Below are 26,611 nucleotides of genomic sequence, written 5' to 3'. Positions count from 1 at the left end.
ATCGCAAAACGCGCGCATTTCTTTGCAACATTTTGTGAATCTCGCGTGATTTGGCGGAGGTTCGACGAACTTGCGCAGACCTGCGATCGTCCAACGCAATGTCCGGCACTGCGTGACGTGGTCGGGCAAGTGGTCTGCCCTTAACTCTGTAAAGGACTGTTCATGTTGAAGAAGCTTCTTGCTCCCCTGTTGGCATCGCTCCTGACGCTGGTCGCCGTGGGTGCCGCTGCGGCGCCGCAGGATGCCACCACGCCTGATGGCCTGGTCAAGTCCCTCGTGAATGATGTGATGACCTCGGTCAAGGCCGATAAGGATATCCAGGCCGGCAATGTGCCCAAGATCATCGCGCTGGTCGATCAGAAGATCGTGCCCTATGCCAATTTCCAGAAAACCACCCAGCTCGTGATGGGCCGTGCCTGGTCGCAAGCCACGCCGCAGCAGCAGGCGCAGATTACCGATGAGTTCAAGAAACTGCTGGTACGTACCTATGCCGGCGCGATCTCGCAGATTCGCGATCAGACCGTGCAGTACCGCCCGTTCCGCGCTGCGCCCGAGGATACCGATGTGGTCGTGCGGACCCAGGTCATCAACAACGGCGAACCGATCCAGCTCGACTACCGCCTGGAAAAGACCGCCGCCGGCTGGAAGGTCTATGACATCAACGTGCTGGGCGCTTGGCTGATCGAGGCGTATCGCAGCCAGTTCAGCCAGATGATCAGCCAGCAGGGCATCGATGGCCTGCTGAAGTTCCTGCAGGACCGCAACCGCCAGCTGGCTGCTGCCAAGTCCTGATTCCCTGCTGATCCCGGGCCCCGGCCGTGCCGGGGACTCCCTGTTTCGTTCTGGATTGCACCATGCTGACGCTCGCCGCTGCCCTGACCAATCGCAATGCCACAGAAACCCTCCAGGAAGGGCTCGCTCAATTGGCGCATGGTGATTTGTCGGTCGACTGCGGTGCCTTGACGCAGATCGACTCCGCCGCCATTGCCGTGCTGCTGGGCTGGCAGCGAGCGGCGCAGGCGCAGCAACGGCAACTCGTGATCCAGCGGCCGCCGGCGCAACTGCTCAGTCTCGCCTCGGTCTATGGTGTGGCGGAGCTGCTCGGCTTCCAGACCGCCGCGTTGGCCGCTAATGCCGCGACCGCCACCGTCGCACACTGACGCGTATTCGCCCGGTAAGTGGTCTTTTAAGCGGTTTTACGGTCACATTCTGTTGCCAATCCATGCGCCGCCAGGTGCATGGCATTCAGCAGGCCAGGGCCGCCATCCCCTATAATCTCAGGTTGTTCATCTCTTGCCCCCGTCGCATTCTGCTGGCGCATGACCATGTGTCGTGATGCCGGGACGTTTGCCGGCGCGCGGGTCCGCCCGGATTGGCCATGAAAGCCATAGAAATCAGTCACGTCCACAAATCGTACCGTAGCCTGCATGCGCTCAAGGGCGTCAGCCTGTCGGTCGAGCAGGGCGAGTTTTTTGGTCTGCTGGGCCCGAATGGCGCCGGCAAGACGACGCTGATCTCGATCCTCGCCGGACTCAATCGTGCCGACTCGGGGCGCGTCAGCGTGCTCGGGCACGATGTGGTGTCGGACTATCGCATGGCGCGCCGGCTGCTGGGCGTCGTGCCACAGGAGCTCGTGTTCGATCCGTTTTTTACGGTGCGTGAGACCCTGCGTATCCAGTCTGGCTATTTCGGTTTACGCCGGAATGACGACTGGATCGATGAGGTCATGGCGAACCTCGACCTCACCAGCAAGGCCGACGCCAACATGCGCGCCCTGTCGGGGGGCATGAAGCGGCGCGTACTGGTGGCCCAGGCGCTGGTGCACCGGCCGCCGGTGATCCTGCTCGACGAGCCAACTGCCGGGGTCGATGTGGAGTTGCGGCAGACTTTGTGGAAATTCATTTCGCGTCTCAATCGCGAGGGGCATACGATCATCCTGACCACGCACTACCTGGAAGAGGCCGAGTCGCTGTGCGGCCGCATCGCCATGCTGAAGTTTGGCGACGTGGTGGCGCTCGATACCACGCGCAACCTGCTCAAGCAGTTTGCCGGATTGCAACTGGCCCTGTCGCTGTCCGGCGCACCCTTGCCGCCAGCGCTCGAGGCACGCCGTATTCCGGGACGTCCGGCCGAGCAGGGTATTCGCCTGCGGTTGTCCGGCTACGATGAGGTCGAAGGCATTCTGGCCACATGCCGCGAGGCAGGCTGCGTTATCGAGGACCTGGAAGTGCAGAAGGCCGACCTGGAAGACGTGTTCGTGCAGATCATGCGCCGTGAAGGCGCGGTGGCTGATACTGCCATGGAGTCGGTCGCATGAAGCCGGTGGATATGAAGCCCGCGGTAGACATGAAACCCGTCATTCCCGGCGACGCTACCGGCACGGTCGGCAGCCTGGTGGGGTTCCGCACCTTGTTCTACAAGGAAATCCTGCGGTTCTGGAAGGTTGGTTTCCAGACCGTCGCCGCGCCGGTGCTGACAGCGCTGTTGTACCTGCTGATCTTCGGCCATGTGCTGGAAGACCGCGTGAAGGTCTACGACCAGATCACCTACACCGCATTCCTGGTACCCGGCCTGGTGATGATGAGTGTGCTGCAGAACGCCTTCGCCAACAGCTCGTCCTCGCTGATCCAGTCCAAGATCACCGGCAACCTCGTGTTCGTGCTGCTGCCGCCGCTGTCGCACTGGGAGATGTATGGCGCCTATGTATTGGCCGCCACGGTACGCGGCCTGGCGGTGGGCTGCGGCGTGCTGGTGGTGACCGCGTGGTTCGCGCATCTGTCGTTCGCGCATCCCGGCTGGATTCTCGTATTCGCCCTGGTGGGCGCGGGCGTGCTCGGTACACTAGGGCTGATTGCCGGCATCCTGGCCGAGAAATTCGACCAGCTCGCGGCCTTCCAGAATTTCCTGATCATGCCCGCGACCTTCCTGTCTGGCGTGTTCTATTCGATCCACTCGTTGCCGCCGTTCTGGCAAGCTGTGTCGCATGCCAACCCGTTCTTCTACATGATCGACGGGTTCCGCTACGGTTTCTTCGGCGTGTCCGACGTGCCGCCGCTGCGCAGCCTGCTGATCATGCTGGCGGCGTTCGTGACCGTGGCGGCGATCGCGCTGCATATGCTGCGTACCGGATTCAAGCTGCGTCACTGATTCTTCGTCGAGTTCATTCATCATGTTGCCTACTCCTGAAGCCGTGAAAAACTACATTGCCGCCGGCCTGCCGTGCGCGCATCTGTCCGTCGAGGGCGACGGGCAGCACTTCTTCGCCACCATCGTCAGCGAAGCGTTTGTCGGCAAGCGCCTGATCCAGCGCCATCAACTGGTCTACCAGGCGCTCGGGGACCGCATGCGCGAGGAAATCCACGCCCTGTCGATGAAGACGCTGACCCCCGAAGAGTGGGCCGGCCAGGCCGGCTGAACCTGATTGCGCCGCCCGGCTGGCGGCGCCCACCACCACCAAACGAGTCTGTATGGACAAGCTACTGATTGAAGGCAACGGTCCCCTGCATGGCGACATCCAGGTATCCGGCGCCAAGAATGCGGCACTGCCGATCCTCTGTGCGGGATTGCTGACGGCCGAGGATGTCCATCTCAGCAACGTGCCCAACCTGCAGGACGTACGCACCATGCTGCGCCTGCTGCGGCAGATGGGCGTGCGTGCCGAGCAGGAGGGCGAAAGCGTTCTCCTGAACGGCGCCGGCATCAATTCGCCGGAAGCCCCGTACGAGCTGGTGAAGACCATGCGGGCCTCGATCCTGGTATTGGGTCCGTTGCTGGCACGCTTCGGCGAGGCGCGGGTATCGCTGCCTGGCGGCTGCGCCATCGGCGCACGGCCGGTGGACCAGCACATCAAGGGCCTGCAGGCCATGGGTGCGAGCGTGACGATCGAGCACGGCTTCATCAATGCCCGCGCCGAACGGCTGAAGGGTGCGCGCATCATCACCGACATGATCACGGTCACCGGCACCGAAAACCTGCTGATGGCTGCGACGCTGGCCGAGGGCGAGACCGTGCTGGAGAACGCGGCGCGCGAGCCGGAAGTCAGCGACCTCGCCCACCTGCTGGTGAAGATGGGCGCGCACATCGAAGGTATCGGCACCGACCGTCTGGTGATCCAGGGCGTCGAGCGGCTTGGCGGGGCCAGCCACACCGTGGTCGGCGACCGCATCGAGGCCGGCACCTTCCTGTGCGCCGTGGCTGCGGCGGGCGGCGATGTCACACTGCGCGGCATCGACCCGACGATCCTCGATGCCGTGCTCGACAAGCTGCGCGAGGCCGGTGTGCAGATCGAGTCGGGCACCGACTGGATCCGCGTGCGCATGAGCGGGCGGCCACGTGCCGTCAGCTTTCGCACGTCCGAATACCCGGCGTTCCCGACCGACATGCAGGCCCAGTTCATGGCACTCAATGCCGTCGCGGAGGGTGCGGCGACGGTCACCGAGACCATCTTCGAGAATCGTTTTATGCACGTGCAGGAACTCAACCGGCTGGGCGCGAACATTGCCATCGAAGGTAACACCGCCGTGGTGACCGGCGTCCCGGCCCTGTCCGGCGCCATGGTCATGGCGACCGACCTGCGCGCCTCGGCCAGCCTGGTGATTGCTGGCCTCGTGGCCCAGGGCGAAACGCTGATCGACCGCATCTACCATCTCGATCGCGGCTACGACCGCATGGAGCACAAACTGAGCGCCGTGGGCGCCAAGATCCGCCGCATCTCCGCATGAGCGGCGTAGGACTCAATATGAATGCTTCTCCGAATTTACTGACGCTGGCGCTGTCCAAAGGACGGATTTTCACGGAAACGCTGCCGCTGCTCGCCGCGGCTGGCATTAACGTCGCCGAAGATCCCGAAACCTCGCGCAAACTCATCCTGCCGACCTCCGACCCTGGTGTGCGTGTGATCATCGTGCGTGCCTCGGATGTGCCGACTTATGTGCAGTATGGTGCAGCCGACTTCGGCGTGGCCGGCAAGGATGTGCTGATGGAGCATGGCATGAGCGGCCTGTATGCGCCGATCGACCTGAATATCGCCAAGTGCCGCATGTCGGTGGCTGTGCCGCAGGGCTTTGACTATGCCAGTGCCGTGCGCCAGGGCGCGCGGCTGCGCGTGGCGACCAAATACGTTGATACCGCGCGTGAGCACTTTGCCAAGAAAGGGGTGCATGTCGACCTGATCAAACTGTACGGCTCCATGGAACTGGGCCCGCTGGTGGGCCTGGCCGATGCCATCGTCGATCTGGTCAGTAGCGGCAACACCCTGCGTGCCAACAATCTGGTTGAAGTGGAGGAAATCGCCCAGATCTCTTCCCGACTGGTCGTCAATCAGGCTGCCCTGAAGCTGAAGCGCGAGCGGCTTGCGCCGATTCTGGAAGCCTTCGAGCGGGCCTCGGCGACCGCCTGACAGGATTTACCGATATGACTTTCAAGATCCGACAGTTCGATTCCAGCAGCGCCGACTTTGCCGTTGCGCTGCGCAAGGTGCTTGCCTTCGAGGCCAGCGAGGACGAGGCTATCGACCAAGCTGCTGCAGGCATCCTGGCGGATGTGCGCGTGCGCGGGGACAGCGCGGTGCTCGAATACACTGCGCGTTTCGACGCGGTGGAAGCCGAGTCGCTGAGCGCGCTGCAACTGCCCCAGGCCGAACTCGACGCTGCCCTGGAAGGGCTCGAGCCGAAACGGCGCGCGGCGCTGGAAGCGGCGGCGGCCCGCGTGCGCGCCTACCACGAGAAGCAGCGCATCGAATGCGGCAGCCATAGCTGGGACTACACCGAGGCCGATGGCACGGTGCTGGGCCAGAAAGTGACGCCGCTCGACCGCGTGGGCATCTATGTCCCGGGTGGCAAGGCCGCGTATCCGTCCTCGGTGCTGATGAATGCAATTCCGGCGCGTGTCGCAGGCGTGCGCGAGATCATCATGGTGGTGCCGACGCCGCGTGGCGTGCGCAATCCGCTTGTGCTGGCTGCCGCAGCCATCGCCGGGGTCGATCGTGTGTTCACGATCGGCGGGGCACAGGCCGTGGGCGCGCTGGCCTATGGCACCGAAACCATTCCGCAGGTCGACAAGATCGTCGGTCCCGGCAATGCCTATGTCGCCGCGGCCAAGCGCCGGGTGTTCGGTACCGTTGGCATCGACATGATCGCCGGCCCTTCGGAAATCCTCGTGCTGTGCGATGGCACGACCGATCCGGACTGGGTGGCGATGGACCTGTTCTCGCAGGCCGAGCACGATGAGTTGGCGCAGTCGATCCTCCTGAGTCCCGATGCAGCCTTCCTGTCGGCGGTGGAGGCCAGTATCCAGCGCCTGCTGCCAACCATGGCGCGCAAAGAGGTGATCGAGAAGTCTCTCCAGGATCGCGGCGCGCTGATCAAGGTGCGCGACATGGACGAGGCATGCACCATCGCCAATGACATCGCCCCCGAGCACCTCGAGATTTCCGCGCAGAACCCGCGTCACTGGGCCGACAAGATCCGCCACGCCGGCGCAATCTTCCTCGGCCGTTTCACCAGCGAATCGCTGGGCGACTACTGTGCCGGGCCGAACCACGTGCTGCCGACCTCGCGCACCGCGCGTTTTTCGTCGCCGCTGGGCGTCTATGACTTCATCAAGCGCTCGAGCGTCATCGAGGTGAGCGAAGCCGGGGCGCAGATGCTGGGCGAGATTGCAGCGGAACTGGCGTATGGCGAGGGGTTGCAGGCGCATGCGCGCAGCGCCGAGTATCGCTGGAAGGCGAACAACTGAGCTGCGGGGTTGCGGAGGTCCCGGGGTCGGGCAGGTGAAACCGGCTGTTGCGGGGCCAAACGTAGGGGTTTGTACCCGAACGTGGGTACAATGCAGCCGTCAACAATCATTTGTCTGCGCCATGGCGGGCCCCACCATGTCCATGGCGTGACAGCGGATGTCCGAAGGGCATCCTTTTGGGAAAAGTTATGCGAGTCGCCTCGGTCAATCGCGATACGTCGGAAACCAAGATTCACGTATCGCTCAATCTCGACGGCACGGGCCAGCAGAAGCTGGCAACCGGCGTGCCGTTCCTCGACCATATGCTGGATCAAATTGCCCGCCACGGCATGATCGATCTGGAAGTCACCGCGCACGGCGATACGCACATCGACGACCACCACACCGTGGAAGACGTCGGCATTACCCTGGGACAGGCGGTGGCCAAGGCCATCGGCGACCGCAAGGGCATCACCCGCTACGGCCACAGCTATGTGCCGCTCGACGAAGCGCTGTCGCGCGTGGTGATCGACTTCTCGGGCCGTCCCGGCCTGGAGTTCCATGTGCCGTTTACGCGTGCCCGTGTGGGCAACTTCGATGTCGACCTGACCATCGAGTTCTTCCGCGGCTTCGTGAATCACGCGGGTGTCACGCTGCACATCGACAATCTGCGCGGCATCAATGCCCACCACCAGTGCGAGACCGTGTTCAAGGCCTTTGGCCGGGCGCTGCGCATGGCGGTGGAGCGTGATGCGCGTGCGGCCAACGTGATTCCGTCGACCAAGGGCAGCCTCTGATCCTGGAGCAAGCGCTCCTGTTTCGACCCGGGCTGGCAGGATGTCCAGCAGCGTGCTGATGCTTCCATGGAAACGCTCAAGTCCTTCATCTCGCTGCTGGCGCTGATCAACCCGATCGGGGCGATTCCGTTCTTCATCAGTCTGACGCTGAGCCAGAGCGAGGCGGAGAAGCAGCACACGATCAAGATCGCCGCGATATCCGTGGCTATCGTGATTGGCGTCTCGGCGCTGGTGGGGCAGCAGATCATCGCGTTTTTCGGGATTTCGGTCGCGTCGCTGCAGGTGGGCGGGGGCATTATCATGCTGTTGATGGCGGTCAGCATGATCAATGCGCAGACCAGCCGGACGCGCGCTACGCCGGAAGAAGAAGGTGAAGCCGAAGCCAAGGCCAGCATCGCGGTGGTCCCGCTGGCGATTCCGCTGCTGACGGGGCCGGGTTCGATCAGTACCGTGGTGGTCTATGCCGGCAAGGCGGAGCATTGGTACGAATTGCTGTTCCTGTGCGGGATTGGCGCCGTGATCGGCGTCATCGTGTGGGGTGTGTTCCGGGTGGCCGAGCCGATTGCGCGCATGATCGGCCGCACGGGCATTAATATTGGCACGCGCCTGATGGGGCTGATCCTGTCGGCGCTGGCCGTGGAATTTATTGTGGACGGGTTGAAAACCCTGCTGCCGGTTCTCAAATCATGACAACCATTGCGATTGTGGATTATGGAATGGGCAACCTGCGTTCTGTTGCCCAGGCTGTGCGGGCCGCTGCGCCGGAAGCCGACGTGCGGGTCACCGCGGATGCCGCGGACCTGCGGGCGGCCGAGCGGGTGGTGCTGCCGGGCCAGGGCGCGATGCCCGACTGCATGCAGGCCCTGAACGATTCGGGCCTGCGCGAGGCGGTGCTCGAAGCAGCGCGCAGCAAGCCCATGCTTGGTGTGTGCGTGGGCGAACAGATGCTGTTCGACTGGAGCGCCGAGGCGCGCACGCCGGGTGGGCGCACGCCGGGCCTGGGTTTGCTGCCGGGGGGCGTGGTACGGTTCGACCTGGAAAACCGGCTGCAGCCCGACGGCTCGCGCTTCAAGGTGCCGCAGATGGGCTGGAACCGTGTTCGCCAGCGCCGGGCGCATGCGCTATGGGCCGGTATTCCGAACGACAGCTTTTTCTATTTCGTGCACAGTTATTACGTGCAGCCGGAAAATCCGGATGATATTGCTGGAGAAACCGACTATGGCGGCCTGTTTACCTGTGCGGTAGCACGCGATAATATTTTCGCCACACAGTTTCACCCCGAAAAGAGCGCCCGCACGGGCTTGCAGCTGTATCGCAATTTCGTGGACTGGAAGCCCTGATGAACCTGGTGTCCGGCGTGCGGCAGACCCGCACCGGGCAAGATTTGACCCTCTCACTCTTTTTACGACTATGTTGCTCATCCCGGCCATCGACCTGAAGGACGGTCAGTGTGTACGCCTCAAGCAAGGCGACATGGATCAGGCGACCGTCTTCTCCGAAGACCCGGCCGCCATGGCGCGCCACTGGGTGGAGCAAGGCGCGCGGCGCCTGCACCTGGTTGACCTGAATGGTGCGTTCGCAGGCAAGCCGCGCAATGAAGCGGCGATCAAGGCGATCATCGCCGAGGTCGGCGAAGAAATCCCAGTGCAGCTCGGCGGCGGCATTCGCGATCTGAACACCATCGAGCGCCTGCTCGACGGCGGCCTTTCGTACGTCATCATTGGCACTGCGGCCGTGAAAAATCCCGGTTTCCTGAAGGATGCCTGTACGGCGTTCGGCGGGCACATCATCGTCGGCCTCGATGCGCGCGACGGCAAGGTTGCCACGGACGGCTGGAGCAAGCTGACCGGACACGAGGTGATCGACCTGGCCCGCAAGTACGAGGATTACGGCGTGGAGTCGATCATCTATACCGACATCGGCCGCGATGGCATGCTGCAAGGCATCAACATCGACGCCACGGTGAAGCTGGCGCAGTCCATGAGCATTCCTGTCATTGCCAGCGGCGGCCTGTCGAACATGGCTGACATCGATGCACTGTGCGCGGCCGAAAAGGATGGCGTGGAAGGCGTGATCTGCGGCCGGGCCATCTACTCCGGCGATCTGGATTTCTCGGCTGCCCAGGACCGGGCTGACGAGCTGGGCGCAGCCTGAACTGCGCCATCCGGCACGGCAGGGCCGTGCCTCTTAGGAACGACATGTTAGCCAAACGTATCATCCCTTGCCTCGACGTCACGAACGGGCGCGTGGTCAAGGGCGTTAACTTCGTCGAGCTGCGCGACGCTGGCGATCCGGTGGAAATTGCCCGCCGTTACGACGAGCAGGGCGCAGACGAGTTGACCTTCCTCGACATCACGGCGACCAGCGATGGCCGCGACCTGATCCTGGGCATCATTGAGCAGGTGGCAGCACAGGTGTTCATCCCGCTGACGGTTGGTGGCGGCGTGCGCGCGGTGGAGGATGTGCGGCGTCTCCTGAATGCTGGCGCCGACAAGATCAGCATGAACTCCTCTGCCGTGGCCAATCCGGACCTGGTGTCCGAGGCAACCGGCCGCTACGGCTCGCAATGCATCGTGGTGGCGATCGATGCCAAATGCGTATCGGCGGCGGGCGAACCCAAGCGCTGGGAAGTGTTTACGCATGGCGGACGCAAGGCCACTGGTATCGACGTGGTCGAGTGGGCGCGCCAGATGGCTGCACGCGGCGCAGGCGAACTGCTGCTGACCAGCATGGATCGCGATGGCACAAAGAGCGGCTTTGACCTAGAGTTGACGCGTGCCGTCAGCGATGCCGTGCCGGTGCCGGTCATTGCCTCGGGCGGCGTCGGAGGTTTGCAGGATCTGGCGGACGGCATCAAGATTGGTCACGCGGACGCGGTGTTGGCGGCGAGCATTTTCCATTACGGCGAGTACACCGTCGGCGATGCGAAGCGTTTTATGGCGGAGCAGGGTATTCCGGTACGGATGTGATCATGCAAAGAAAATGGCTCAACAAGATCCAGTGGGACGATCACGGTCTGGTGCCAGTGGTCGTGCAGGAAGTCGGCAGCAATGACGTCCTGATGTTTGCCTTCATGAACCGCGAAGCCCTGGTGCGCACCATCGAGACCGGGGAGGCCGTATTCTGGTCGCGTTCCCGCAAGCGCCTGTGGCACAAGGGCGAGGAGTCAGGGCATGTGCAGAAGGTGCATGAAGTCCGGCTCGATTGCGATGAGGATGTCGTGCTGCTGAAAGTCACACAGGTGCACGGCATTGCCTGCCATACCGGGCGGCATTCATGCTTCTTCCAGAAATTCGAGGGTGATGCCGTGACCGGCGACTGGCAAACCGTCGAGCCGGTGATCAAGGATCCCGATACGATCTACCAAGGGAAATCATGAGCACGGACAGTACGCTCGATCGGCTCGCGGCCGTGCTGGAGAGCCGCAAGCCGGAGCATGGTGGCGATCCCGCAAAATCCTACGTAGCGCGCCTGTTCGACAAGGGTGACGACGCGATCCTGAAGAAGATTGGCGAGGAAGCCACGGAAACCGTGATGGCCGCCAAGGATGCGCGCGCTGCCGGTATGACTGAACAGGGTCGCGAAAAGCTGGTCTATGAAGTGGCGGACCTGTGGTTTCACAGCATGGTGCTGCTGGCCCGCTTCGACCTGACGCCTGCGGACGTGGTGCGCGAACTGGCGCGCCGCGAAGGCATGTCCGGGCTTGAAGAGAAGGCCTTGCGCAAAGTGCAGGCCCGCGAGGATGGCCAGGCATAGCCTTCCGGCCGTCGCAGAAAGGATCCGTTCATGACCCAGGACATCTATCCCGTCGCTACGTTATCGCCGGAGAAGCTCGACAGCCTGCGCAAGCTGACGCATATCCTGTACCTGCTCTATGCGATCTTCTGGTTGACGGGCGGGGTGACGGCGCTGGTGGCGATTATCATCAACTACATCAAGCGCGATGAAGTGCAGGGGACGCTGTACGCGTCGCATTTCACCTGGCAGATCCGTTCGTTCTGGTGGAGCGTGGTGTGGGGCGTGGTGGGCAGCCTGCTGCTGGTGGTGCTGGTCGGGTTTGCCGTGCTTGGCGTCCTGTTTATCTGGATGCTGTATCGTATCGTCAAGGGTTGGTTGTACCTGAATGACGGCAAGCCCATGTACGCGAACCGGTGATTTGCGGTTTCGCAACGAAACAGACATGAGTAGCGCTGATAATTGCGTGTTTTGTAGGATCGCTGCCGGACAGATTCCCGCGCAGAAGCTGTACGAGGATGATCTCGTGCTGGCTTTTCATGACATCCGTCCGGCTGCTCCGGTGCATTTCCTGCTGGTACCCAAACGCCATGTGGATTCGCTGGCGTCCTGTACCGCAGCCGATACGCCGCTGCTGGGTCACATGCTGGCACTGGCAGCGCGGCTAGCGGCGGACCAGGGCTGTGCCAACGGCTTCAAGACCGTCATCAACACGGGTGCCGACGGCGGGCAGGAGGTCTATCATTTACATATGCACGTGCTGGGCGGGCCGCGTCCCTGGCAAGGTGCGATTGCGATTGGCGCGACGGTTTGATTGATTGAATGGCGGGGACAGGTCTCGCCGATTACTGGAGCAGAACATGGGTTCGTTTAGCATTTGGCACTGGCTGGTCGTTCTGGTCATCATCATGATGGTGTTCGGGACCAAGAAGCTGCGCAACATGGGGTCCGACCTGGGCAGTGCGGTCAAGGGATTCAAGGACGGCATGAAGGACGGTGGCGCGGACGAGCCAGCCAAGGAACTGCGCGACAAGACGACCATCGACGTCGAAGCCAAGGACAAGACCCATCAGGGCTGAGCCCGGCGCCGACGCAGATGATCGATCTCGGAATCTCCAAGCTGGCCCTCATCGGCGTGGTGGCGCTCGTCGTCATCGGCCCGGAACGCCTGCCGCGCGTGGCGCGTACCGTGGGTGCGCTGGTGGGGCGGGCGCAACGCTATGTCAGTTCGGTGAAGGCCGAAGTCAGCCGTGAAATCGAGATAGAGGAATTGCGCAAGATGCGCAATGAGTTCGAGGATGCCGCCCGCAATGTGGAACAGACCATCCATCAGGGTGTGAGCGAGCACGCAAACGCGGTAAACGAGGCGTTCAGCGGGATCGACAACGATTTCGACAGCGATTCGCCATCCGGTATCCAGCCGACATGGGCCGCCGCGACCAAGCCGCGAAACGGGCGCAATAGCTGGCGTAACAAGCAGGGTGCGATGCCGAAATGGTACAAGCGCCAGCATGGGGTGCGTACCTGGGCCCAATCGGGCGCTGCGCGGGTCAAGCGGCATCGGCCGGCACGGGGCGTTCCGCGCTCATTCTTCGACTAGGGCGCTGTGCCACGACCTTGCCTGCGATGGCTGCCGCCATCGACTGAAATCCACCGCCATTCCGAGACGCCATGAGCGCACCCAGTCCCAACGAGCCGGCCGATGCCGCGCAAGAGACGTTCATTTCGCATCTGGTCGAGTTACGCCAGCGCATTGTGCGCGCCGCTGCGGCCGTGATTATCGTATTCCTGGCGCTGGTCTACTGGGCTCCCGATATCTTCCGGCTGTTCTCCGCGCCGCTGATCAATGCGCTACCAGTCGGAGGCAAGATGATCGTCACGGATGTGACGGGATCGTTCTTCGTGCCGATGAAGGTCACCATGCTGGTGGCATTCCTGATCGCGCTGCCGATGGTGCTCTACCAATTGTGGATGTTCGTTGCGCCCGGCCTGTATCGTCATGAGCGCCGGCTGATTATGCCGCTGGTAGTGAGCAGCTACGTGCTGTTCCTCGTCGGCGTGGCATTTGCCTATTTCCTTGTGTTCCCGACCGTCTTCAAGTTCATGGCGCATTACAACGCGCCGCTCGGGGCCGACATGTCGACCGACATCGACAAGTACCTCAGCTTTGCGATGACGACCTTCCTGGCATTCGGCATCACGTTCGAGGTACCGGTGGTGGTGATCGTATTGGTGCGTTTCGGGCTTGTCAGCGTAGCCAAGCTGCGCGAAATCAGGCCGTACGTCGTGGTCGGCGCATTCATCATCGCTGCGGTGGTGACGCCGCCCGATGTCGTATCCCAGTTGCTGCTCGCCGTACCACTATGCCTGCTGTATGAATTGGGCCTCTGGCTGTCCATCTTCTTCGTGCGGCATACGACAGTGCCGGATGCCGCGGAAGAGGGCGCCGAATAACCCTGGCATTGCGCCCGCTTAGCGTCCGCGCTGGTCGGGACTGACGTCGATGAGCCCGTGTGGCGTTACGGGGTCCGGCAAGGTCAAGGGCATGCCGTCGCGTCGCGCTGCCGCCAGCAGTGCGGCCAGTTCCTCCGCGAGTTGTCCGTCGGGCCCGTGTGCCATCGGCTGTGCCGAGGGAAGTGTCACGAAGTGGTCGAGCCGTGCCTGCTGCTCCACGGTTTCGATAGCAATCAGGCGGGGAGCGTGGGTTGCATGGCGGGCCGAGATGTCCACCACCAGGCAATGTTCCCGCCGGGCATCGTGGGGATCCAGCCAGAGCATTTCCGCCGTATTCAGCCCGAATGCCGCCGCCAGACGGAGGCGGACGCCCAAGTGTTCCGAGATCGCATGTTTCCGGAAAGTGTCCAGATAGTGGAGTAGTGGATGCCACGGGCTGGTCGCTGGCGCATGTCCGATGGCTTTCGGCAGCAACGCCTGGGCCTCGGGGTCGCCTGCCTGTGCCGCGCGCCATAGCCAGTATGCGGCCTCGGTCAATTGATCGAGGCCTGCCCGGCGATTGCGCCATAGTTTCCGTCCCAAGTATGTCTGCGCGCGCGTACAGCCGAGCCGTGTCGCGCGATGTAGGCAATACAAATACTGCGCCTGGTCATGGCAGGCGTAACGGGCATTCCGGTGCAGCATGGCCAGCACGAACCAGGCATCGCCATGATGCTGTTCCGCCGCCTGGCGGAGCCAGGACAGCGCTGGTCCGACCTTGGGCACGCCGAGTGCCCGTGTGAGTTTCACGCGCTGCCCCTCTGCATCGAATTTACCCAGCCACAGCCCGTAATGGAACTGTGCATCCGCTATGCCGGCCTGGGCTGCGCGGTGCAGTGCGTGGACAGCGTCCGCGTCGGGCCCCTGACCATGGAGGGCTTGGAGATAATATTGGAGCAGTGCACGCGCCTCGGATGCGGAGAGCTCGGGCTTGTGCAGCAATGTCAGTATCGTCGTGAAGTCGGCTGGCGCCGCCTGCGGTTGATCGGCCGTTGCGGCCAGCCGCTGATAGTGCGCCGGTTCCTCGCGATAGAGGGGTGGCAGGCGCCCGGCCGCGAATGCGCGTACCAGCAAGGCGGCAGCATCCGCATCTCCCCGGTCTGCGGCTTGGCGCGCCCATGCCGCAGCCTGCGCCAGCGCGCCGGCATGCTCCGGGGCTGGTGACGTATCGAGCAGCCACTGCGCCAGCGTCTGGTTGGCCGTGGTACAGCCTGCTGCCGCGGCAGCCTGGTAGCAGTTCAACAGGAAGGCGGGATCGCCATGGGCTAGCGCTGCCTCCAGCGGAATACGCTTGCCGATGAGCTCGCGGGCCTCCGCATGGCCCTGGCGCGCCGCCCGTTCGAGCCAGATCAGTGCGGCGGAAATGCTCGGTGTAAGGCCGGGGGTACCGCTCAGGTAAAGTCGGGCAAGCTCAACCTGTGCGGCTGCGTCCCCGCGCCGCGCCAGTCCTCGGATCTTGATCAAGTGACGTGTAGCCATGGCGCAGTTATAACGTGTCGCGGCACTCCGGAGGGTCAATGGAAAGTAAAAATAATGAAAAATATATGGAAAATCAGATGGTTAGATTTTTTGCGTGACCTTCCGTCAACGCCGCAAACGGTGTGCGGACCCGTTCGTGGGCTGTTGCCTGAGCACAACAAAAATGCCCGAAAGCCGTCTTTTCTCTGGAAAAAGGTTTCCTGATGAATTGTCGCTGTCCATAATACGGACCAGACGTGAGTCAAAGCGTCGTCCAGAGTATGGACAATTCAAGATTTCCCATCAGTTGACAAGGAAAGTGTCGATATGAAAATGAAACTGTTTGCTGCTGCTGTCGCAGCGCTGGCTGCCGGCGGCGCATACGCCCAGTCGAGCGTGACCCTGTACGGTATCGCTGACGTTGGCGTGGAATATGTGAACAAGCAAGTCGGCTCCGGCGACAGCGTGTTCCGCATGACCTCGGGCAACTACTCGGGCTCGCGTTTCGGCCTGCGTGGCGTTGAAGACCTGGGCGGTGGCCTGAAGGCAATCTTCACCCTGGAAAACGGCTTCAACGTCGATACCGGCGGTCAAGCTGATTCCAGCCGCTTCTTCAACCGTCTGGCTTTCGTTGGTCTGCAAGGTAACTTCGGTGCCGTGACCCTGGGTCGTCAGAACAACCTGATCTATGACTTCGGTATCCAGTTCGACCCGATGGTCGTGGCACCCCGCTACGGTCTGGGCGCAATGGACGGTGACCTGGGTGGTTCGACCGGCCGTGCTGACAACGCCATCAAGTACCGTGGCACGTTCGGCGGCCTGACCGTCGGCGCTCTGTACTCGTTCGGCTGGAACGGCAACAACGGTGTTGGCGGCGAAGTCCCGGGCGAAGCCAAGGTTGGTCGTGAGTATGACCTCGGCCTGACCTATGCAAACGGCCCGTTCGCTGTTGGCGCTGTGTACAACGAAAAGCGTGGCAGCTCGATCGCTACGGCTGACGACAAGACCCGCAAGGCAGCTCTGGCTGGCTCGTTCGCCTTTGGCCCGGCCAAGGCATTCCTGGGCTACCGTTACGCCAAGGCAACCGTTGCTAGCGTGTCGAACCGTTCTGATCTGTACTGGGGCGGCCTGACCTACAACGTCACCCCGGCATTCGCCCTGACCGGCGCTGCCTACTACACGCAGACCAAGGCTTCGGACAACGATCCGTGGATGTTTGTTCTGTCGGGTGACTACGCTCTGTCGAAGCGCACCGATGCTTACCTGAACGTTGCTTACGCTCGTAACAAGGGCAACAACACGTTCGGCGTTGGCGGCTTCGGTACGGCTGAAGCTGGTTCGAACCAAACCGGCGCTGTCGTCGGTATCCGTCACCGCTTCTAAGCACGACGCCAGACTGGCAGTTACAGTCTGATCAAAGCCGGCATCGCAAGATGCCGGCTTTTTTTATGCGCGTTTGAAACGGATCGATGTCTGGTATCTGCTGTTGCTGGCTGTGCGATGAGATGTCTCGCGGGACTTCCGGTGGTCGCGGCTCGCTCGTCTGGTCATCGGGTAAGTGGGGGGGCGTTCTCGCCCGGTCGCGAGGGGGGCTATAGCGATGCACGTGCTCCACGGAAGGGCTCGGTAGGATGAGCGCGGCTGCCTGCAGCAGAGCGACGTTCCCGCCCCGCTATCTGCCTGACCGGTGCGGTGGCCGGCCGGGAGTGATGAGGGGTAGGGGGCAGACAGGATAGCGGTCTTTGGGTAACAGTTCGGCTCTCAACATCTCTCTCCTCATCGTGTAGCCACAGAGCCAAGCCGCAGCCACAAAAAAGCCGATGCTGATGCATCGGCTTTTTTGCGTGCGCTGACAGCGGTATCGCTGGCGGTTATCGCTTACTGCGCGTTATCGCCCGGGCGCATCATAGGCTGCCGTGCTGGCGGAGGCCGCTTGCCGATCCGGATGGTCAGGGATTGCTCTTTGCCGCGCCGCAGCACCGTAACGGCGGTGTCGACACCGGGCTTGAGCTGTGCAATGGCGTTGAGCAGGGCGGTTGTGTCCGCGATCTCCACGCTGTTTACCCGGGTCAGGACATCGCCTGGGCGGACGCCAGCGCGGTCCGCCGGCCCGCCTTGTACGACCGCGGCAATCAGTGCGCCCGACCGTGCCTGCAAACCGAACGATTCCGCGATCTCCGGCGTGACGTCCTGCGGTTCCACGCCGATCCAGCCACGTGTCACGGCGCCCGTCGAAATAATGGATTCCATGACCTGCTTGGCTGTGGATACGGGAATGGCGAAGCCGATGCCCAGCGAACCGCCGGAGCGCGAGTAGATCGCAGTATTGATGCCTAGCAGGTTGCCTTGTGCGTCGACCAGCGCCCCACCCGAGTTGCCGGGGTTGATGGCCGCATCGGTCTGGATAAAGTTTTCGAAGGTGTTGATGCCAAGATGGCTGCGGCCGAGTGCGGAGACAATGCCCATGGTCACGGTCTGGCCGACGCCAAACGGGTTGCCGATCGCCAGTACTACGTCACCGACCTTGATGTTCTCCAGGCGCCCGAGCGTGATGGCCGGCAGGTTGGGCAGGGCGACCTTGAGGACCGCCAGGTCCGTCTCCGGATCCGAGCCGACCACCTTGGCGTTGGCCTTGCGGCCGTCAGTCAGGGCCACTTCGATCTCGTCGGCGCCGTCGACCACGTGATGGTTCGTTAGAATATACCCTTCAGGGCTGACGATCACGCCCGATCCCAGGCTGGCCGTCGGCTCCTGCCGTTCCGGCATGCGGTCGCCGAAGAAGAACTGGAACCACGGGTCTTCGGCTTGTGGATTGGGACGGTTCGGTGCTTTCTTACTGGTGAAGATGTTTACCACGGCCGGCATGGCCAACTGTGCGGCTTCGCTATAGGAGCGCTCGGCGGAAGGCGGCGTGGTGCTCGGCACCACTTCCTTGAGTGCCACGATCGGTGAGCCTGACTGAACGGCAACGCGGCCGCGCTGCAGCCATTCCGGTTTCAGTGTGGCGACCACGAACAGCACTGCCAGAACCACCGTGACAGCCTGTGCAAAAAAAAGCCAAAAGCGGCGCAACATATAGGAATTTGGGCGGAAATGGATCGAAAAGAGATTGAATTGTACTTGAACGGACTGCTGGAGGTAGACCGTTTTCGCGACTATTGCCCAAATGGCCTGCAGGTCGAGGGGCGCCAGCATGTTGCACATCTCGTTACTGGTGTCACGGCCAGCCTGGCCCTGCTGGAGGCTGCGGTCGACGCGCAGGCCGATGCGGTGCTGGTGCACCACGGTTATTTCTGGAAAAACGAAGACGCGCGGATCGTCGGGCAGAAGCAGAGGCGACTGCAGACCCTGCTATGCCATGACCTTAACCTCTTTGCATATCATTTGCCGCTCGATGCGCATCCCGAATTCGGCAACAACGCCAGCCTGGGCCAAAGGCTAGGCCTGACGGCGGATGGCCGTTTTGGTGAGGGTGAACTGGGATGGACCGGGCGTCTGCCCGTGGATATGAAGTTGCCCGAGCTGGCGGCGCATGTGCAGGCCATCCTGCAGCGGGTGCCGCTGGTGATCGAGGGGGATGGCCGCACGGTGCGCCGTATCGGCTGGTGCACGGGCGGCGCCCAAGGCTACTTCGAGGCTGCGGTCGCCGCCGGGGTCGATGTGTTCGTCAGCGGCGAGATCTCCGAGCAGACAACCCATCTGGCGCGGGAAAGCGGTGTCGCCTACATCGCCGCCGGACACCATGCGACCGAGCGCTATGGTGTGCAGGCGCTCGGCGGACATCTGGCCCAGCGTTTCGGGCTCCGGCATACCTTCATCGATATTCCTAATCCCGTGTAAGGGCGAAGCCCGGGAGCCCGGCGCGGGGACCGGCGGCGATGACCGCGTGGATCAGCGGTTGCGCAGGCTGTCGCGGATTTCGCGAAGCAGGACTACGTCTTCGGCTGGCTCGGCCGGTGCGGCCTCCGGCTCGGGCTTGTTGAGACGGTTAATCTGGCGCACCACCATGAAAATGATGAATGCCAGGATGATGAAATTCACCAGGATGGTGATGAAGTTGCCGTAGGCCAGCACCGGGATCCCGGCTTTCTTGACGGCATCCAGCGTGCGCGGCACGCCTTCCGGCAGGCTGCCCAGGACCACGAACAGGTTGGAGAAGTCGAGCTTGCCGATGGCGCCCGATACGAGCGGCATGATGATGTCCTCGACCAGGGAGGTGACAATCTTGCCGAACGCCGCGCCGATGATCACGCCGATGGCGAGATCGACGACATTGCCGCGCATTGCGAAGGCCTTGAATTCTTGCATCATGCTCATGGTGGCTCCCATATGACCGGTTTTGAGTGCACCGCAGCATGCGCCGCGATGTGGTGGTGCGTACATACTATATTGCTCTCCGGCGGTTCCGCTACCCCGAAAACCTTTAATGACGGGCTCTGGTCAGGTATAATTTAGGGTTGACGCAAAATCTAATTGACTTTCCTGGGGTTTGGAATGAGTGACCAGCAAAACGTGGATAAAGGTCGCCGCAATCTGCTGATTGCGACGAGCGTGGCTGGCGGTATCGGTGGCGCGGCAGTAGCGGTACCGTTCGTCGCCACGTTTGCACCGTCCGAAAAAGCACGTGCGGCAGGCGCGCCGGTAGAGGCAGACATCAGCGCATTGAAGCCGGGCGAGATGATGACCGTGGAATGGCGCGGCAAACCGGTGTGGATCCTGCGCCGGACCGACGAGATGCTTGCGTCGCTCGCCAAGACCGAGAGTGAAGTTGCCGATCCGAAGTCGGATATTCCTTATTCCATGGATACCCCCGACTACTGCAAGAACCCGGCGCGTTCGCGCGAAGAGCACAAGGACTTGCTGGTCGTGGTGGGCATCTGCTCGCACCTCGGCTGCTCGCCGTCCGGCCCCTTTGGCTCCAACGTCAACCCGCAGCTGGGCGCCGATCCGGGCTTTGTCTGCCCGTGCCACGGTTCGACCTTCGACCTCGCGGGCCGCGTGTTCAAGAACAAGCCTGCGCCGCAGAATCTTGACGTTCCGCCGTACATGTTCCTGTCCGATTCGCGCATCGTGATCGGCAAAGACGAGAAGGGAGAAGCCTGATCATGGCCGCTGACAAACAAGTCGAAACAAAAGGCGTGGTCGGCTGGATCGATCAGCGCTTTCCGCTGACCTCCACCTGGAAAGCCCACCTGTCCGAATACTACGCACCGAAGAACTTCAACTTCTGGTACTTCTTTGGCTCGCTGGCCCTGCTGGTGCTGGTGATCCAGATCGTCACCGGTATTTTCCTGGTGATGAACTACAAGCCGGACGCGACGCTCAACGCTGCCGGCATCCCGGTCGCGTTCGCCAGCGTCGAGTTCATCATGCGCGAAGTGCCCTGGGGCTGGCTGGTGCGCTACATGCACTCGACCGGCGCCTCCGCGTTCTTCGTGGTCGTGTACCTGCACATGTTCCGCGGCCTGATCTACGGCTCGTACCGCAAGCCGCGCGAGCTGGTGTGGATCTTCGGTTGCCTGATCTTCCTGTGCCTGATGGCTGAAGCGTTCATGGGCTACCTGCTGCCCTGGGGCCAGATGTCGTACTGGGGCGCGCAGGTGATCGTGAACCTGTTCTCCGCCATCCCGCTGATCGGCCCGGACCTGGCCCTCTTCATCCGCGGCGACTACGTCGTGGGTGACGCCACCCTGAACCGCTTCTTCGCCTTCCACGTCATTGCCGTGCCGCTGGTGCTGCTCGGTCTGGTCGTGGCGCACATCATCGCGCTGCACGAAGTGGGGTCGAACAATCCCGACGGCGTCGAGATCAAGGCCAAGAAGGACGCCAACGGCATCCCGCTCGACGGCATCCCGTTCCACCCCTACTACTCCGTGCATGACCTGATCGGCGTGGGCGTGTTCCTGTTCATCTTCAGCGCGGTCATCTTCTTCGCGCCGGAAATGGGCGGCTACTTCCTCGAGTACAACAACTTCATCCCGGCTGACCCGCTCAAGACCCCGCCGCACATTGCGCCGGTCTGGTACTTCACGCCGTTCTACTCGATGCTGCGCGCCATTACCTCGAACTTCCTGCCGGTGCTGTGGGTGTTTGCCGCCGTACTGCTCGGCTTGCTGTTCATCCGCAGCAAGAGCGCCAAGGTCAAGGGCATTGCCGTAGCCGTGGCGGTCATCCTGGCCCTGGGCTTCTACTTCATCGACGCCAAGTTCTGGGGCGTAGTGGTGATGGGCGGTGCCGTGGTCATCCTGGTGTTCCTGCCGTGGCTCGACCAGTCGCCGGTCAAGTCGATCCGTTACCGTCCGGGTTTCCACAAGACTCTGATCGGCATCTTCGTGGTCGCCTTCCTCATCCTCGGCTACCTCGGTATTCAACCGCCGACCCCGCTGTATGAAAAGGTGTCGCAGTTCTGCACGCTGCTCTACTTCGCGTTCTTCCTGGCCATGCCGATCTGGAGCCAGATCGGAACCTTCAAGCAGGTGCCGGATCGCGTGACGTTCACACCGCACTGAGCCACGCCGAGGATTAAGGACAAAAGATGAAAAAGCTGATTTCCATGATCGCCCTGGCGGGAGCGCTGATCGGTGCGCCTGCCATTGCAGCAGAGAGCGGCCATCCGCTGGATGCCGCTCCCAAGATGACCAGCGACCTGAGCACCCTGCAGCGCGGTGCCAAGCTGTTCGTCAACAACTGCCTGAACTGTCACAGCGCCAGCATGGTGCGCTACAACCGACTGAAGGACATCGGCCTGACCGAGGACCAGATCCGTGAGAACCTGCTGTTCTCCGCGGACAAGGTTGGCGAGACGATGAACATCGCCATGACGGCCAAGGAAGCCAAGGCCTGGTTCGGCGTACAGCCGCCCGATCTGTCGGTGATCGCCCGCGCTCGCGGCGGTGACTGGCTGTACACGTATCTGCGCAGCTTCTACAAGGACGATACGCGCGATACCGGCTGGAACAACCTGATCTTCCCGAACGTTGGCATGCCGCACGTCATGTGGGAAGCCCAGGGGATCCGCAAGGCCAAGTTCGAAGAGCGGGCCGATGCGCATGATGCCAGCAAGACCGTGCATACCTTCGTCGGCTATGAGCAGGTTACGCCGGGCACCATGAAGCCGATCGAATTCGATCAGGCCATGGGTGACCTCGTGCATTTCCTGCAGTGGATGGGTGAACCGGCAGAGCACCAGCGCAAGCGCCTCGGCGTCTGGGTGCTGATGTTCCTGGGCCTGTTCTCGATCCTTGCCTGGCGCCTGAACGCCTCGTACTGGAAAGACATCAAGTAAGTTGGCGTCACGCCCAGGGCTAGCGCACGGAATCGTCGTGTTCCCGCGCTAGCCCTTTTGCTTTTTTCGCCGGAAGCCGCCGATTTGCTTTTCGGGTGCCGCTTCTGCCAGAATTCAACCGGGACAATCCGTCCCCCCTCCAAGGAACCGAATCATGATGGTGTTGTACTCGGGCACCACCTGCCCGTTCTCGCAACGTTGCCGCCTTGTCCTGTTCGAAAAGGGCATGGACTTCGAAATCCGCGATGTCGACCTGTTCAACAAGCCGGAAGACATCTCCGTCATGAACCCGTACGGCCAGGTTCCGATCCTTGTCGAGCGCGACCTGATCCTGTACGAGTCGAACATCATCAACGAGTACATCGACGAGCGTTTCCCGCATCCGCAGCTGATGCCTGCCGATCCGGTGCAGCGCGCACGGGCGCGCCTGTTCCTCTTCAATTTCGAGAAGGAACTGTTCAGCCACGTCTACGTGCTCGAAAACGAAAAGGGTAAGGCCGCCGAGAAGGGTCACGAAAAGGCGCGCGCCGCCATTCGCGACCGTCTTACCCAGCTGGCGCCGATCTTCGTCAAGAACAAGTACATGCTGGGCGAAGAATTCTCGATGCTCGACGTGGCCATCGCTCCGCTGCTGTGGCGCCTTGACCACTATGGCATTGAGCTGTCGAAGAACGCCGCGCCGCTGTTGAAGTACGCCGAGCGTATCTTTAGCCGCCCGGCCTATATCGAAGCGCTGACCCCGTCGGAAAAGGTCATGCGTCGTTGATCCGGAGATGGCGGACCTTCCCGGAGGTCCGCTCTTCGTTGCTTGCAGACACCATGTCGGAAACCTCTACCAAGCCCTACCTGCTGCGCGCCATCTACGAATGGTGTACGGACAACGGTTTCACGCCGTACCTGGCCGTGTTCGTCGACAGCCAGACCAGCGTGCCACGCGAGTTCGTCAAGAACAGCGAGATCGTGCTCAATGTCAGCTTCGAGGCCACGACCCAACTCGAGATGGGCAACGATTGGGTGACCTTCCAGGCTCGCTTCGGCGGCGTACCGCGCAAGATCGAAGTGCCGGTGGCCAACATCCTCGCCATCTATGCGCGTGAAAACGGCCAAGGCATGGCATTCCCGGTAGATCGCGACGGGTCCGCCACGACTCCGGCCACCCCTGCGCAGGAAACCCCCGCACCCAAGCTCTCCGCGGTGGATGCCGAGGCGCGAGGCGAAGGGGACGATGGCGACGACGAACCGACACCACCCAACGTCCCGAAAATCGGCGGGAAACCGGCGCTGAAGGTCGTCAAATAAATCAGGTTGGGATACAATCCCACCTCGCACCACCTGCCGGCTTAGCTCATCTGGTAGAGCAGTTGATTTGTAATCATCAGGTGGCGGGTTCGAGTCCTGCAGCCGGCACCAATACCAAAAATGGCTTCCGATATGGAAGCCATTTTTTTGGTGTTCGCAAAAATCGGAGCACGCTCTTTGGGGCGCTGGCCGCGCTCTCAGATTCGTCTAGTGCTGAATAGATAGTCCTGATGTGCCGAGACTAACGCGGTACCCGTTTCGCAATCGAGGTGGAACGTTTTTTATCTATGCAGTATTAAAGGGGGATTTTCTGGTTTTTGCGAAAGTGAAAATTCCCTAACGTATTGATCTTGTGTGAGATTTTAGGGACTTTGTAATCATCAGGTGGCAGGTTGGAGTTCTGCCGTCCGCATCAAAGAATTCAAGGGTTACGTGAGTTTTGCGTAGCCCCTTTGCTTTCTGAAAGGACGAAAAGTACAGTTTCGATACACTGCGGCGCTTATTGACTGTAGCATTTGTCAACAACTGTTGTGCTTCTCCGTGCCTACCAAACCAAACCCTGAATCCCCTATAGCGGATGCGGTGCCTCTTGCGCGCATGTTTTCCTATGTAGGGTCTCACCTATTTGAATCTATAGCGCTATTGCTCACCTGCGGCGCTGGCCTTAGTTACGCGGTCGGCCGTTCCTATCTTGACGGGTGGGCTGAAGTGGCTGGGGTGCCAACGCTTCTCTTCCGCGCGGACTTTTACGACACTATTCTGGCCGGTGTCCAGCTCCACCGTGTATGGCGCACGGCTGTTATTGTCATAGTATTGGCGATAGCATATTTTTGGGCTGTCTCAACGATTGTGGATTGGTGGGCTGGACGGACTGCAAGCATCCGGTGCCGTCGGCAATGGGGGGACGGATGGGATCATCTGCGGTTGAGAGCTCGGTTTGCGAAGGCGGCCAGGGAGGCCGCCAAGGGTGTGTCACCCGATCTTCGCAAAGACATCCCCGAAATATCGCGTTGGCAAGTACTTGGCCGTCGAGGCAAATGTAGGAGCGAGTCTGCGAGTCCGACTAAGAGGCGAAGTGGTCGGCTGCGCATAGGAACGCTCTACCTGGTGCTGACGATCTCTTTTGCGACGTCAGTGACCGCTACCTATTTCCTAATACTGACCCTTTTGCTAAAACCTGCAACTTCTGATGGGGCGAGGATTGCCGTTAAGATGTATGTTGCGGTGACAGGCCACATCCCTTACCAATATGAAAACGAGCGCGGTGACATAAGCGGTGACGTGATGCGAGCGTGGGCATGTGAGGGTCGACACATTCTGTCCCAATACCGCGCAGTGACGCTTGCCGAAGATTTTACATATGAAGATGGCGGAAGCGGAGAGTCTGTCGACGATCTGCATCCTGAAAGGCGACATAGGCGGGAAACGTACTATGTGCTAGAGGGAGTCGATAAAACCTTTGCGCTACTGGGGAAGGAAGGATCGGTAATTCGATCCTTTGGCGATAGACCGTTCAGCCTGCGGGAGTCGAGTATCCGACCAATTTCAGAGCTCGCGCAAAACTGCCGGGACAGCAAGTGAATCGCGAGGGCAATGATCCCAAAGGCGCCGGGGACGAGAATGGCTGACTACAGCTAAGACGTTCCGCACAAAGCGCGATGTGGAAAATTGGGCCGACTGACAGAAGGCGAGATGGTGTGGGCGCTATTTCTCACATCATCGGTAGCAGGAACATACTGCCTCATGACACCCTCTCCCAATACGGCAGAAGCGCCTGCGGCCCGCATCTCTCGAACCTCAAGCAATGCGCTGATTGCGGTAAGCGATTTATTGGAGGTCCGCTCATGCGGACCTGATGTCGAACAAACGCGACGACTTCCGCACTGCAATGGATCACACCAGGCCGGTATCAGGACCAGCGAAAAAAAGCGAAAGCGCAAACGACAAAAACTGTGAAACTTTAAGTTCCTTAACCATCTATTGCGCGCATCCAGACCATCATAGCCCCGGGGGCCGTGGGGTCGATGAAATTTGCATCGAAGTCGATGCAAAAGATGGAGAGCGGCAATGAAAGCAATTGGATGGATCTGTGCAGTGGTATTTCCCATGGTGCTGGGAGCATGCGGTGGTGGGGGTGATGGCGCTGTCGGCACATCGTCGACACAGACCGCTTCTGGTGCAGTGGCGGCCGTGCCGCCTGCGACGCAGGCCCAGGTGAAGCCGGACGTCCTCGCGCCGGCGCAGTGGCATATGGCCTGCCGCAATGGTTTCGAGTATCCGGCGACACTGCCGCAGTATCCAGCCTGGCTGCGCACCTACGGCTACCGTGTCACCCTGTCGATCGATCGTCAGTTGAGTGCCGACGAGGCGGAAGCCACGGTCACGTACTCGGCGGTCGATGGCTCGCATTGCGATGCCACGCCGGCTACGGTACTGGGTGAGGTCATTCGCACCTATCGTCTGCGCCGCGTCGGCGAGGCGCAAGTGGCGGGGCGGACCGCCGCGCAGGTCGAGGCCACGTTGCTGAACGAGCGCCGCACGGGTGCCGCCAATCCTGCGCCCGGTGATGTGTGCATGACGACGTTCGAGATGCCGCATCGCGTTCCGGCATGCCAGTTGGCGGATCTGCCAGTGCTGCAGAAGACGATTCTGGCCTTGAGTGACGAAGGCTTGCTGGCCGGTTTCCATGTGCGCGGTATGCGGCCGACCAGTGGCGAGGTTGCTACCTATGAAAGCGCTACAGGTTTCGAGAGTGATTTCGATCCCGTAGCGTTCTATCGCCAGGTGGGCCGGTAAGACAGTGTCCCTGATCGCAGCCGATCAGGGACGG

At 61.5% G+C, this 26,611-nt stretch carries 31 protein-coding genes and 1 tRNA gene; 29 read left to right on the top strand and 3 right to left on the bottom strand.

All coding sequences use genetic code 11. The features are described 5' to 3' along the window. The first annotated feature begins 162 nt into the window (after positions 1 to 162). The 20 genes from ACQ3C8_RS13435 (at position 163) to tatC (ending at position 13,700) form a co-directional block, all read left to right on the top strand. Positions 163 to 792, top strand: a complete 630-nt coding sequence (locus tag ACQ3C8_RS13435) for an MlaC/ttg2D family ABC transporter substrate-binding protein (RefSeq protein ID WP_009523973.1) — start codon at positions 163 to 165, stop codon at positions 790 to 792. A 62-nt stretch (positions 793 to 854) separates the two neighbouring features. Beyond that, positions 855 to 1,160, top strand: coding sequence for an STAS domain-containing protein (locus ACQ3C8_RS13430; protein WP_009523974.1), 306 nt, complete (start codon positions 855 to 857; stop codon positions 1,158 to 1,160). 218 nt (positions 1,161 to 1,378) lie between these two features. Next, positions 1,379 to 2,317, top strand: a complete 939-nt coding sequence (locus ACQ3C8_RS13425) for an ABC transporter ATP-binding protein (RefSeq protein ID WP_428851835.1) — start codon at positions 1,379 to 1,381, stop codon at positions 2,315 to 2,317. Positions 2,318 to 2,346: 29 nt separating this feature from the next. Continuing rightward, positions 2,347 to 3,147 (top strand): ABC transporter permease, encoded by an 801-nt coding sequence (locus ACQ3C8_RS13420; RefSeq protein WP_428853084.1) that lies wholly within the window; start codon positions 2,347 to 2,349, stop codon positions 3,145 to 3,147. A gap of 22 nt (positions 3,148 to 3,169) precedes the next feature. Further along, positions 3,170 to 3,415, top strand: coding sequence for a BolA family protein (locus ACQ3C8_RS13415; RefSeq protein ID WP_428851834.1), 246 nt, complete (start codon positions 3,170 to 3,172; stop codon positions 3,413 to 3,415). A 52-nt stretch (positions 3,416 to 3,467) separates the two neighbouring features. Beyond that, positions 3,468 to 4,721: a UDP-N-acetylglucosamine 1-carboxyvinyltransferase gene (gene murA / locus ACQ3C8_RS13410; RefSeq protein WP_428851833.1), complete on the top strand. Its 1,254-nt coding sequence runs from the start codon at positions 3,468 to 3,470 to the stop codon at positions 4,719 to 4,721. A 17-nt stretch (positions 4,722 to 4,738) separates the two neighbouring features. Next, positions 4,739 to 5,398: an ATP phosphoribosyltransferase gene (gene hisG, locus ACQ3C8_RS13405; RefSeq protein ID WP_009523979.1), complete on the top strand. Its 660-nt coding sequence runs from the start codon at positions 4,739 to 4,741 to the stop codon at positions 5,396 to 5,398. 14 nt (positions 5,399 to 5,412) lie between these two features. Further along, positions 5,413 to 6,735, top strand: a complete 1,323-nt coding sequence (gene hisD, locus ACQ3C8_RS13400) for a histidinol dehydrogenase (protein ID WP_428851832.1) — start codon at positions 5,413 to 5,415, stop codon at positions 6,733 to 6,735. Positions 6,736 to 6,923: 188 nt separating this feature from the next. Continuing rightward, positions 6,924 to 7,511 (top strand): imidazoleglycerol-phosphate dehydratase HisB, encoded by a 588-nt coding sequence (gene hisB, locus ACQ3C8_RS13395; RefSeq protein ID WP_009523981.1) that lies wholly within the window; start codon positions 6,924 to 6,926, stop codon positions 7,509 to 7,511. Positions 7,512 to 7,577: 66 nt separating this feature from the next. Beyond that, on the top strand, positions 7,578 to 8,201 hold the full coding sequence (locus ACQ3C8_RS13390) for a MarC family protein (RefSeq protein ID WP_009523982.1): 624 nt from the start codon (positions 7,578 to 7,580) through the stop codon (positions 8,199 to 8,201). Continuing rightward, positions 8,198 to 8,851 carry an imidazole glycerol phosphate synthase subunit HisH gene (gene hisH / locus ACQ3C8_RS13385; protein ID WP_428851831.1) on the top strand — a complete coding sequence of 218 codons (654 nt, stop codon included), beginning with the start codon at positions 8,198 to 8,200 and terminating at the stop codon, positions 8,849 to 8,851. The genes ACQ3C8_RS13390 and hisH overlap by 4 nt, the downstream gene beginning before the upstream one ends. 70 nt (positions 8,852 to 8,921) lie before the next feature. After that, entirely contained in the window at positions 8,922 to 9,665 is a 744-nt protein-coding gene (hisA, locus tag ACQ3C8_RS13380; protein WP_009523984.1) for a 1-(5-phosphoribosyl)-5-[(5-phosphoribosylamino)methylideneamino]imidazole-4-carboxamide isomerase, read from the top strand. Positions 9,666 to 9,709: 44 nt separating this feature from the next. Next, a complete protein-coding gene (gene hisF, locus ACQ3C8_RS13375; RefSeq protein WP_009523985.1) occupies positions 9,710 to 10,480 on the top strand; it encodes an imidazole glycerol phosphate synthase subunit HisF in 771 nt (256 codons plus the stop codon). Between the two features lie 2 nt (positions 10,481 to 10,482). Continuing rightward, positions 10,483 to 10,890, top strand: a complete 408-nt coding sequence (gene hisI / locus ACQ3C8_RS13370) for a phosphoribosyl-AMP cyclohydrolase (protein WP_009523986.1) — start codon at positions 10,483 to 10,485, stop codon at positions 10,888 to 10,890. Beyond that, complete coding sequence (locus ACQ3C8_RS13365) at positions 10,887 to 11,267, top strand: phosphoribosyl-ATP diphosphatase (RefSeq protein WP_428851830.1); 381 nt, start codon at positions 10,887 to 10,889, stop codon at positions 11,265 to 11,267. Before hisI ends, ACQ3C8_RS13365 begins: the two co-directional genes overlap by 4 nt. Before the next feature lie 30 nt (positions 11,268 to 11,297). After that, positions 11,298 to 11,666, top strand: coding sequence for a DUF4870 family protein (locus ACQ3C8_RS13360; protein ID WP_009523988.1), 369 nt, complete (start codon positions 11,298 to 11,300; stop codon positions 11,664 to 11,666). Positions 11,667 to 11,691: 25 nt separating this feature from the next. Further along, positions 11,692 to 12,060, top strand: a complete 369-nt coding sequence (locus ACQ3C8_RS13355; protein WP_009523989.1) for a histidine triad nucleotide-binding protein — start codon at positions 11,692 to 11,694, stop codon at positions 12,058 to 12,060. Positions 12,061 to 12,106: 46 nt separating this feature from the next. After that, positions 12,107 to 12,325, top strand: coding sequence for a Sec-independent protein translocase subunit TatA (gene tatA / locus ACQ3C8_RS13350; RefSeq protein ID WP_009523990.1), 219 nt, complete (start codon positions 12,107 to 12,109; stop codon positions 12,323 to 12,325). 17 nt (positions 12,326 to 12,342) lie between these two features. Next, complete coding sequence (gene tatB / locus ACQ3C8_RS13345) at positions 12,343 to 12,846, top strand: Sec-independent protein translocase protein TatB (protein ID WP_009523991.1); 504 nt, start codon at positions 12,343 to 12,345, stop codon at positions 12,844 to 12,846. A 71-nt stretch (positions 12,847 to 12,917) separates the two neighbouring features. After that, the gene (gene tatC / locus ACQ3C8_RS13340) at positions 12,918 to 13,700 is read left to right on the top strand and encodes a twin-arginine translocase subunit TatC (RefSeq protein ID WP_009523992.1); all 783 of its coding nucleotides are present in this window, start codon (positions 12,918 to 12,920) and stop codon (positions 13,698 to 13,700) included. A gap of 18 nt (positions 13,701 to 13,718) precedes the next feature. Here tatC and ACQ3C8_RS13335 read toward each other — a convergent pair whose 3' ends face one another. Continuing rightward, on the bottom strand, positions 13,719 to 15,218 hold the full coding sequence (locus ACQ3C8_RS13335) for a tetratricopeptide repeat protein (protein ID WP_009523993.1): 1,500 nt from the start codon (positions 15,216 to 15,218) through the stop codon (positions 13,719 to 13,721). A 306-nt stretch (positions 15,219 to 15,524) separates the two neighbouring features. Between ACQ3C8_RS13335 and ACQ3C8_RS13330 the strand changes: the two genes are divergently transcribed. After that, positions 15,525 to 16,580, top strand: a complete 1,056-nt coding sequence (locus ACQ3C8_RS13330) for a porin (protein ID WP_009523994.1) — start codon at positions 15,525 to 15,527, stop codon at positions 16,578 to 16,580. Between the two features lie 495 nt (positions 16,581 to 17,075). Here the strand turns inward: ACQ3C8_RS13330 and ACQ3C8_RS13325 are convergent, their stop codons facing one another. Continuing rightward, on the bottom strand, positions 17,076 to 18,272 hold the full coding sequence (locus ACQ3C8_RS13325; protein ID WP_009523995.1) for a Do family serine endopeptidase: 1,197 nt from the start codon (positions 18,270 to 18,272) through the stop codon (positions 17,076 to 17,078). Positions 18,273 to 18,290: 18 nt separating this feature from the next. On the opposite strand from ACQ3C8_RS13325, the gene ACQ3C8_RS13320 reads away from it, so the two are divergent. After that, positions 18,291 to 19,037: a Nif3-like dinuclear metal center hexameric protein gene (locus tag ACQ3C8_RS13320; RefSeq protein WP_009523996.1), complete on the top strand. Its 747-nt coding sequence runs from the start codon at positions 18,291 to 18,293 to the stop codon at positions 19,035 to 19,037. 51 nt (positions 19,038 to 19,088) lie between these two features. Here the strand turns inward: ACQ3C8_RS13320 and mscL are convergent, their stop codons facing one another. Then, positions 19,089 to 19,514, bottom strand: a complete 426-nt coding sequence (gene mscL, locus ACQ3C8_RS13315; protein ID WP_009523997.1) for a large conductance mechanosensitive channel protein MscL — start codon at positions 19,512 to 19,514, stop codon at positions 19,089 to 19,091. Between the two features lie 177 nt (positions 19,515 to 19,691). On the opposite strand from mscL, the gene petA reads away from it, so the two are divergent. The 7 genes from petA to ACQ3C8_RS13280 all read left to right on the top strand — a co-directional run bounded on the left by petA (position 19,692) and on the right by ACQ3C8_RS13280 (position 26,577). Then, entirely contained in the window at positions 19,692 to 20,300 is a 609-nt protein-coding gene (petA, locus tag ACQ3C8_RS13310) for a ubiquinol-cytochrome c reductase iron-sulfur subunit (RefSeq protein WP_009523998.1), read from the top strand. A 2-nt stretch (positions 20,301 to 20,302) separates the two neighbouring features. Then, entirely contained in the window at positions 20,303 to 21,706 is a 1,404-nt protein-coding gene (locus ACQ3C8_RS13305; RefSeq protein WP_009523999.1) for a cytochrome b, read from the top strand. A 26-nt stretch (positions 21,707 to 21,732) separates the two neighbouring features. Then, positions 21,733 to 22,482, top strand: coding sequence for a cytochrome c1 (locus tag ACQ3C8_RS13300; protein WP_009524000.1), 750 nt, complete (start codon positions 21,733 to 21,735; stop codon positions 22,480 to 22,482). A gap of 154 nt (positions 22,483 to 22,636) precedes the next feature. Further along, the gene (locus tag ACQ3C8_RS13295; RefSeq protein WP_009524001.1) at positions 22,637 to 23,248 is read left to right on the top strand and encodes a glutathione S-transferase N-terminal domain-containing protein; all 612 of its coding nucleotides are present in this window, start codon (positions 22,637 to 22,639) and stop codon (positions 23,246 to 23,248) included. 53 nt (positions 23,249 to 23,301) lie between these two features. After that, positions 23,302 to 23,781 carry a ClpXP protease specificity-enhancing factor gene (locus ACQ3C8_RS13290; protein WP_428851829.1) on the top strand — a complete coding sequence of 160 codons (480 nt, stop codon included), beginning with the start codon at positions 23,302 to 23,304 and terminating at the stop codon, positions 23,779 to 23,781. Between the two features lie 35 nt (positions 23,782 to 23,816). Next, positions 23,817 to 23,892 (top strand) — tRNA-Thr (locus tag ACQ3C8_RS13285). A gap of 1,956 nt (positions 23,893 to 25,848) precedes the next feature. Then, complete coding sequence (locus ACQ3C8_RS13280; RefSeq protein WP_428851828.1) at positions 25,849 to 26,577, top strand: hypothetical protein; 729 nt, start codon at positions 25,849 to 25,851, stop codon at positions 26,575 to 26,577. The last annotated feature ends 34 nt before the right edge of the window (positions 26,578 to 26,611 follow it).

This window comes from Imbroritus primus (genome assembly GCF_964332355.1).
GTDB classification, from domain to species: Bacteria; Pseudomonadota; Gammaproteobacteria; order Burkholderiales; family Burkholderiaceae; genus Imbroritus; species Imbroritus primus.
The sequence above is the reverse complement of the archived record's forward strand: the minus strand, read 5'-3'. Positions and strand labels throughout refer to the sequence as shown.

Bases quoted from the DNA above. Each gene is read 5' to 3' on its own strand.
- ACQ3C8_RS13415 (WP_428851834.1), top strand. From the start codon at position 3,170: ATGTTGCCTACTCCTGAAGCCGTGAAAAACTACATTGCCGCCGGCCTG.
- ACQ3C8_RS13330 (WP_009523994.1), top strand. From the start codon at position 15,525: ATGAAAATGAAACTGTTTGCTGCTGCTGTCGCAGCGCTGGCTGCCGGC.
- tatC (WP_009523992.1), top strand. From the start codon at position 12,918: ATGAGCGCACCCAGTCCCAACGAGCCGGCCGATGCCGCGCAAGAGACG.
- ACQ3C8_RS13365 (WP_428851830.1), top strand. From the start codon at position 10,887: ATGAGCACGGACAGTACGCTCGATCGGCTCGCGGCCGTGCTGGAGAGC.
- ACQ3C8_RS13435 (WP_009523973.1), top strand. From the start codon at position 163: ATGTTGAAGAAGCTTCTTGCTCCCCTGTTGGCATCGCTCCTGACGCTG.
- ACQ3C8_RS13355 (WP_009523989.1), top strand. From the start codon at position 11,692: ATGAGTAGCGCTGATAATTGCGTGTTTTGTAGGATCGCTGCCGGACAG.
- ACQ3C8_RS13305 (WP_009523999.1), top strand. From the start codon at position 20,303: ATGGCCGCTGACAAACAAGTCGAAACAAAAGGCGTGGTCGGCTGGATC.
- hisD (WP_428851832.1), top strand. From the start codon at position 5,413: ATGACTTTCAAGATCCGACAGTTCGATTCCAGCAGCGCCGACTTTGCC.
- ACQ3C8_RS13300 (WP_009524000.1), top strand. From the start codon at position 21,733: ATGAAAAAGCTGATTTCCATGATCGCCCTGGCGGGAGCGCTGATCGGT.
- ACQ3C8_RS13390 (WP_009523982.1), top strand. From the start codon at position 7,578: ATGGAAACGCTCAAGTCCTTCATCTCGCTGCTGGCGCTGATCAACCCG.
- ACQ3C8_RS13295 (WP_009524001.1), top strand. From the start codon at position 22,637: ATGATGGTGTTGTACTCGGGCACCACCTGCCCGTTCTCGCAACGTTGC.
- tatB (WP_009523991.1), top strand. From the start codon at position 12,343: ATGATCGATCTCGGAATCTCCAAGCTGGCCCTCATCGGCGTGGTGGCG.
- hisG (WP_009523979.1), top strand. From the start codon at position 4,739: ATGAATGCTTCTCCGAATTTACTGACGCTGGCGCTGTCCAAAGGACGG.
- petA (WP_009523998.1), top strand. From the start codon at position 19,692: ATGAGTGACCAGCAAAACGTGGATAAAGGTCGCCGCAATCTGCTGATT.
- hisI (WP_009523986.1), top strand. From the start codon at position 10,483: ATGCAAAGAAAATGGCTCAACAAGATCCAGTGGGACGATCACGGTCTG.
- tatA (WP_009523990.1), top strand. From the start codon at position 12,107: ATGGGTTCGTTTAGCATTTGGCACTGGCTGGTCGTTCTGGTCATCATC.
- murA (WP_428851833.1), top strand. From the start codon at position 3,468: ATGGACAAGCTACTGATTGAAGGCAACGGTCCCCTGCATGGCGACATC.
- ACQ3C8_RS13290 (WP_428851829.1), top strand. From the start codon at position 23,302: ATGTCGGAAACCTCTACCAAGCCCTACCTGCTGCGCGCCATCTACGAA.
- ACQ3C8_RS13280 (WP_428851828.1), top strand. From the start codon at position 25,849: ATGAAAGCAATTGGATGGATCTGTGCAGTGGTATTTCCCATGGTGCTG.
- hisB (WP_009523981.1), top strand. From the start codon at position 6,924: ATGCGAGTCGCCTCGGTCAATCGCGATACGTCGGAAACCAAGATTCAC.
- ACQ3C8_RS13425 (WP_428851835.1), top strand. From the start codon at position 1,379: ATGAAAGCCATAGAAATCAGTCACGTCCACAAATCGTACCGTAGCCTG.
- ACQ3C8_RS13360 (WP_009523988.1), top strand. From the start codon at position 11,298: ATGACCCAGGACATCTATCCCGTCGCTACGTTATCGCCGGAGAAGCTC.
- ACQ3C8_RS13335 (WP_009523993.1), bottom strand. From the start codon at position 15,218: ATGGCTACACGTCACTTGATCAAGATCCGAGGACTGGCGCGGCGCGGG.
- ACQ3C8_RS13320 (WP_009523996.1), top strand. From the start codon at position 18,291: ATGGATCGAAAAGAGATTGAATTGTACTTGAACGGACTGCTGGAGGTA.
- hisH (WP_428851831.1), top strand. From the start codon at position 8,198: ATGACAACCATTGCGATTGTGGATTATGGAATGGGCAACCTGCGTTCT.
- ACQ3C8_RS13430 (WP_009523974.1), top strand. From the start codon at position 855: ATGCTGACGCTCGCCGCTGCCCTGACCAATCGCAATGCCACAGAAACC.
- ACQ3C8_RS13420 (WP_428853084.1), top strand. From the start codon at position 2,347: ATGAAACCCGTCATTCCCGGCGACGCTACCGGCACGGTCGGCAGCCTG.
- hisA (WP_009523984.1), top strand. From the start codon at position 8,922: ATGTTGCTCATCCCGGCCATCGACCTGAAGGACGGTCAGTGTGTACGC.
- mscL (WP_009523997.1), bottom strand. From the start codon at position 19,514: ATGAGCATGATGCAAGAATTCAAGGCCTTCGCAATGCGCGGCAATGTC.
- ACQ3C8_RS13325 (WP_009523995.1), bottom strand. From the start codon at position 18,272: ATGTTGCGCCGCTTTTGGCTTTTTTTTGCACAGGCTGTCACGGTGGTT.
- hisF (WP_009523985.1), top strand. From the start codon at position 9,710: ATGTTAGCCAAACGTATCATCCCTTGCCTCGACGTCACGAACGGGCGC.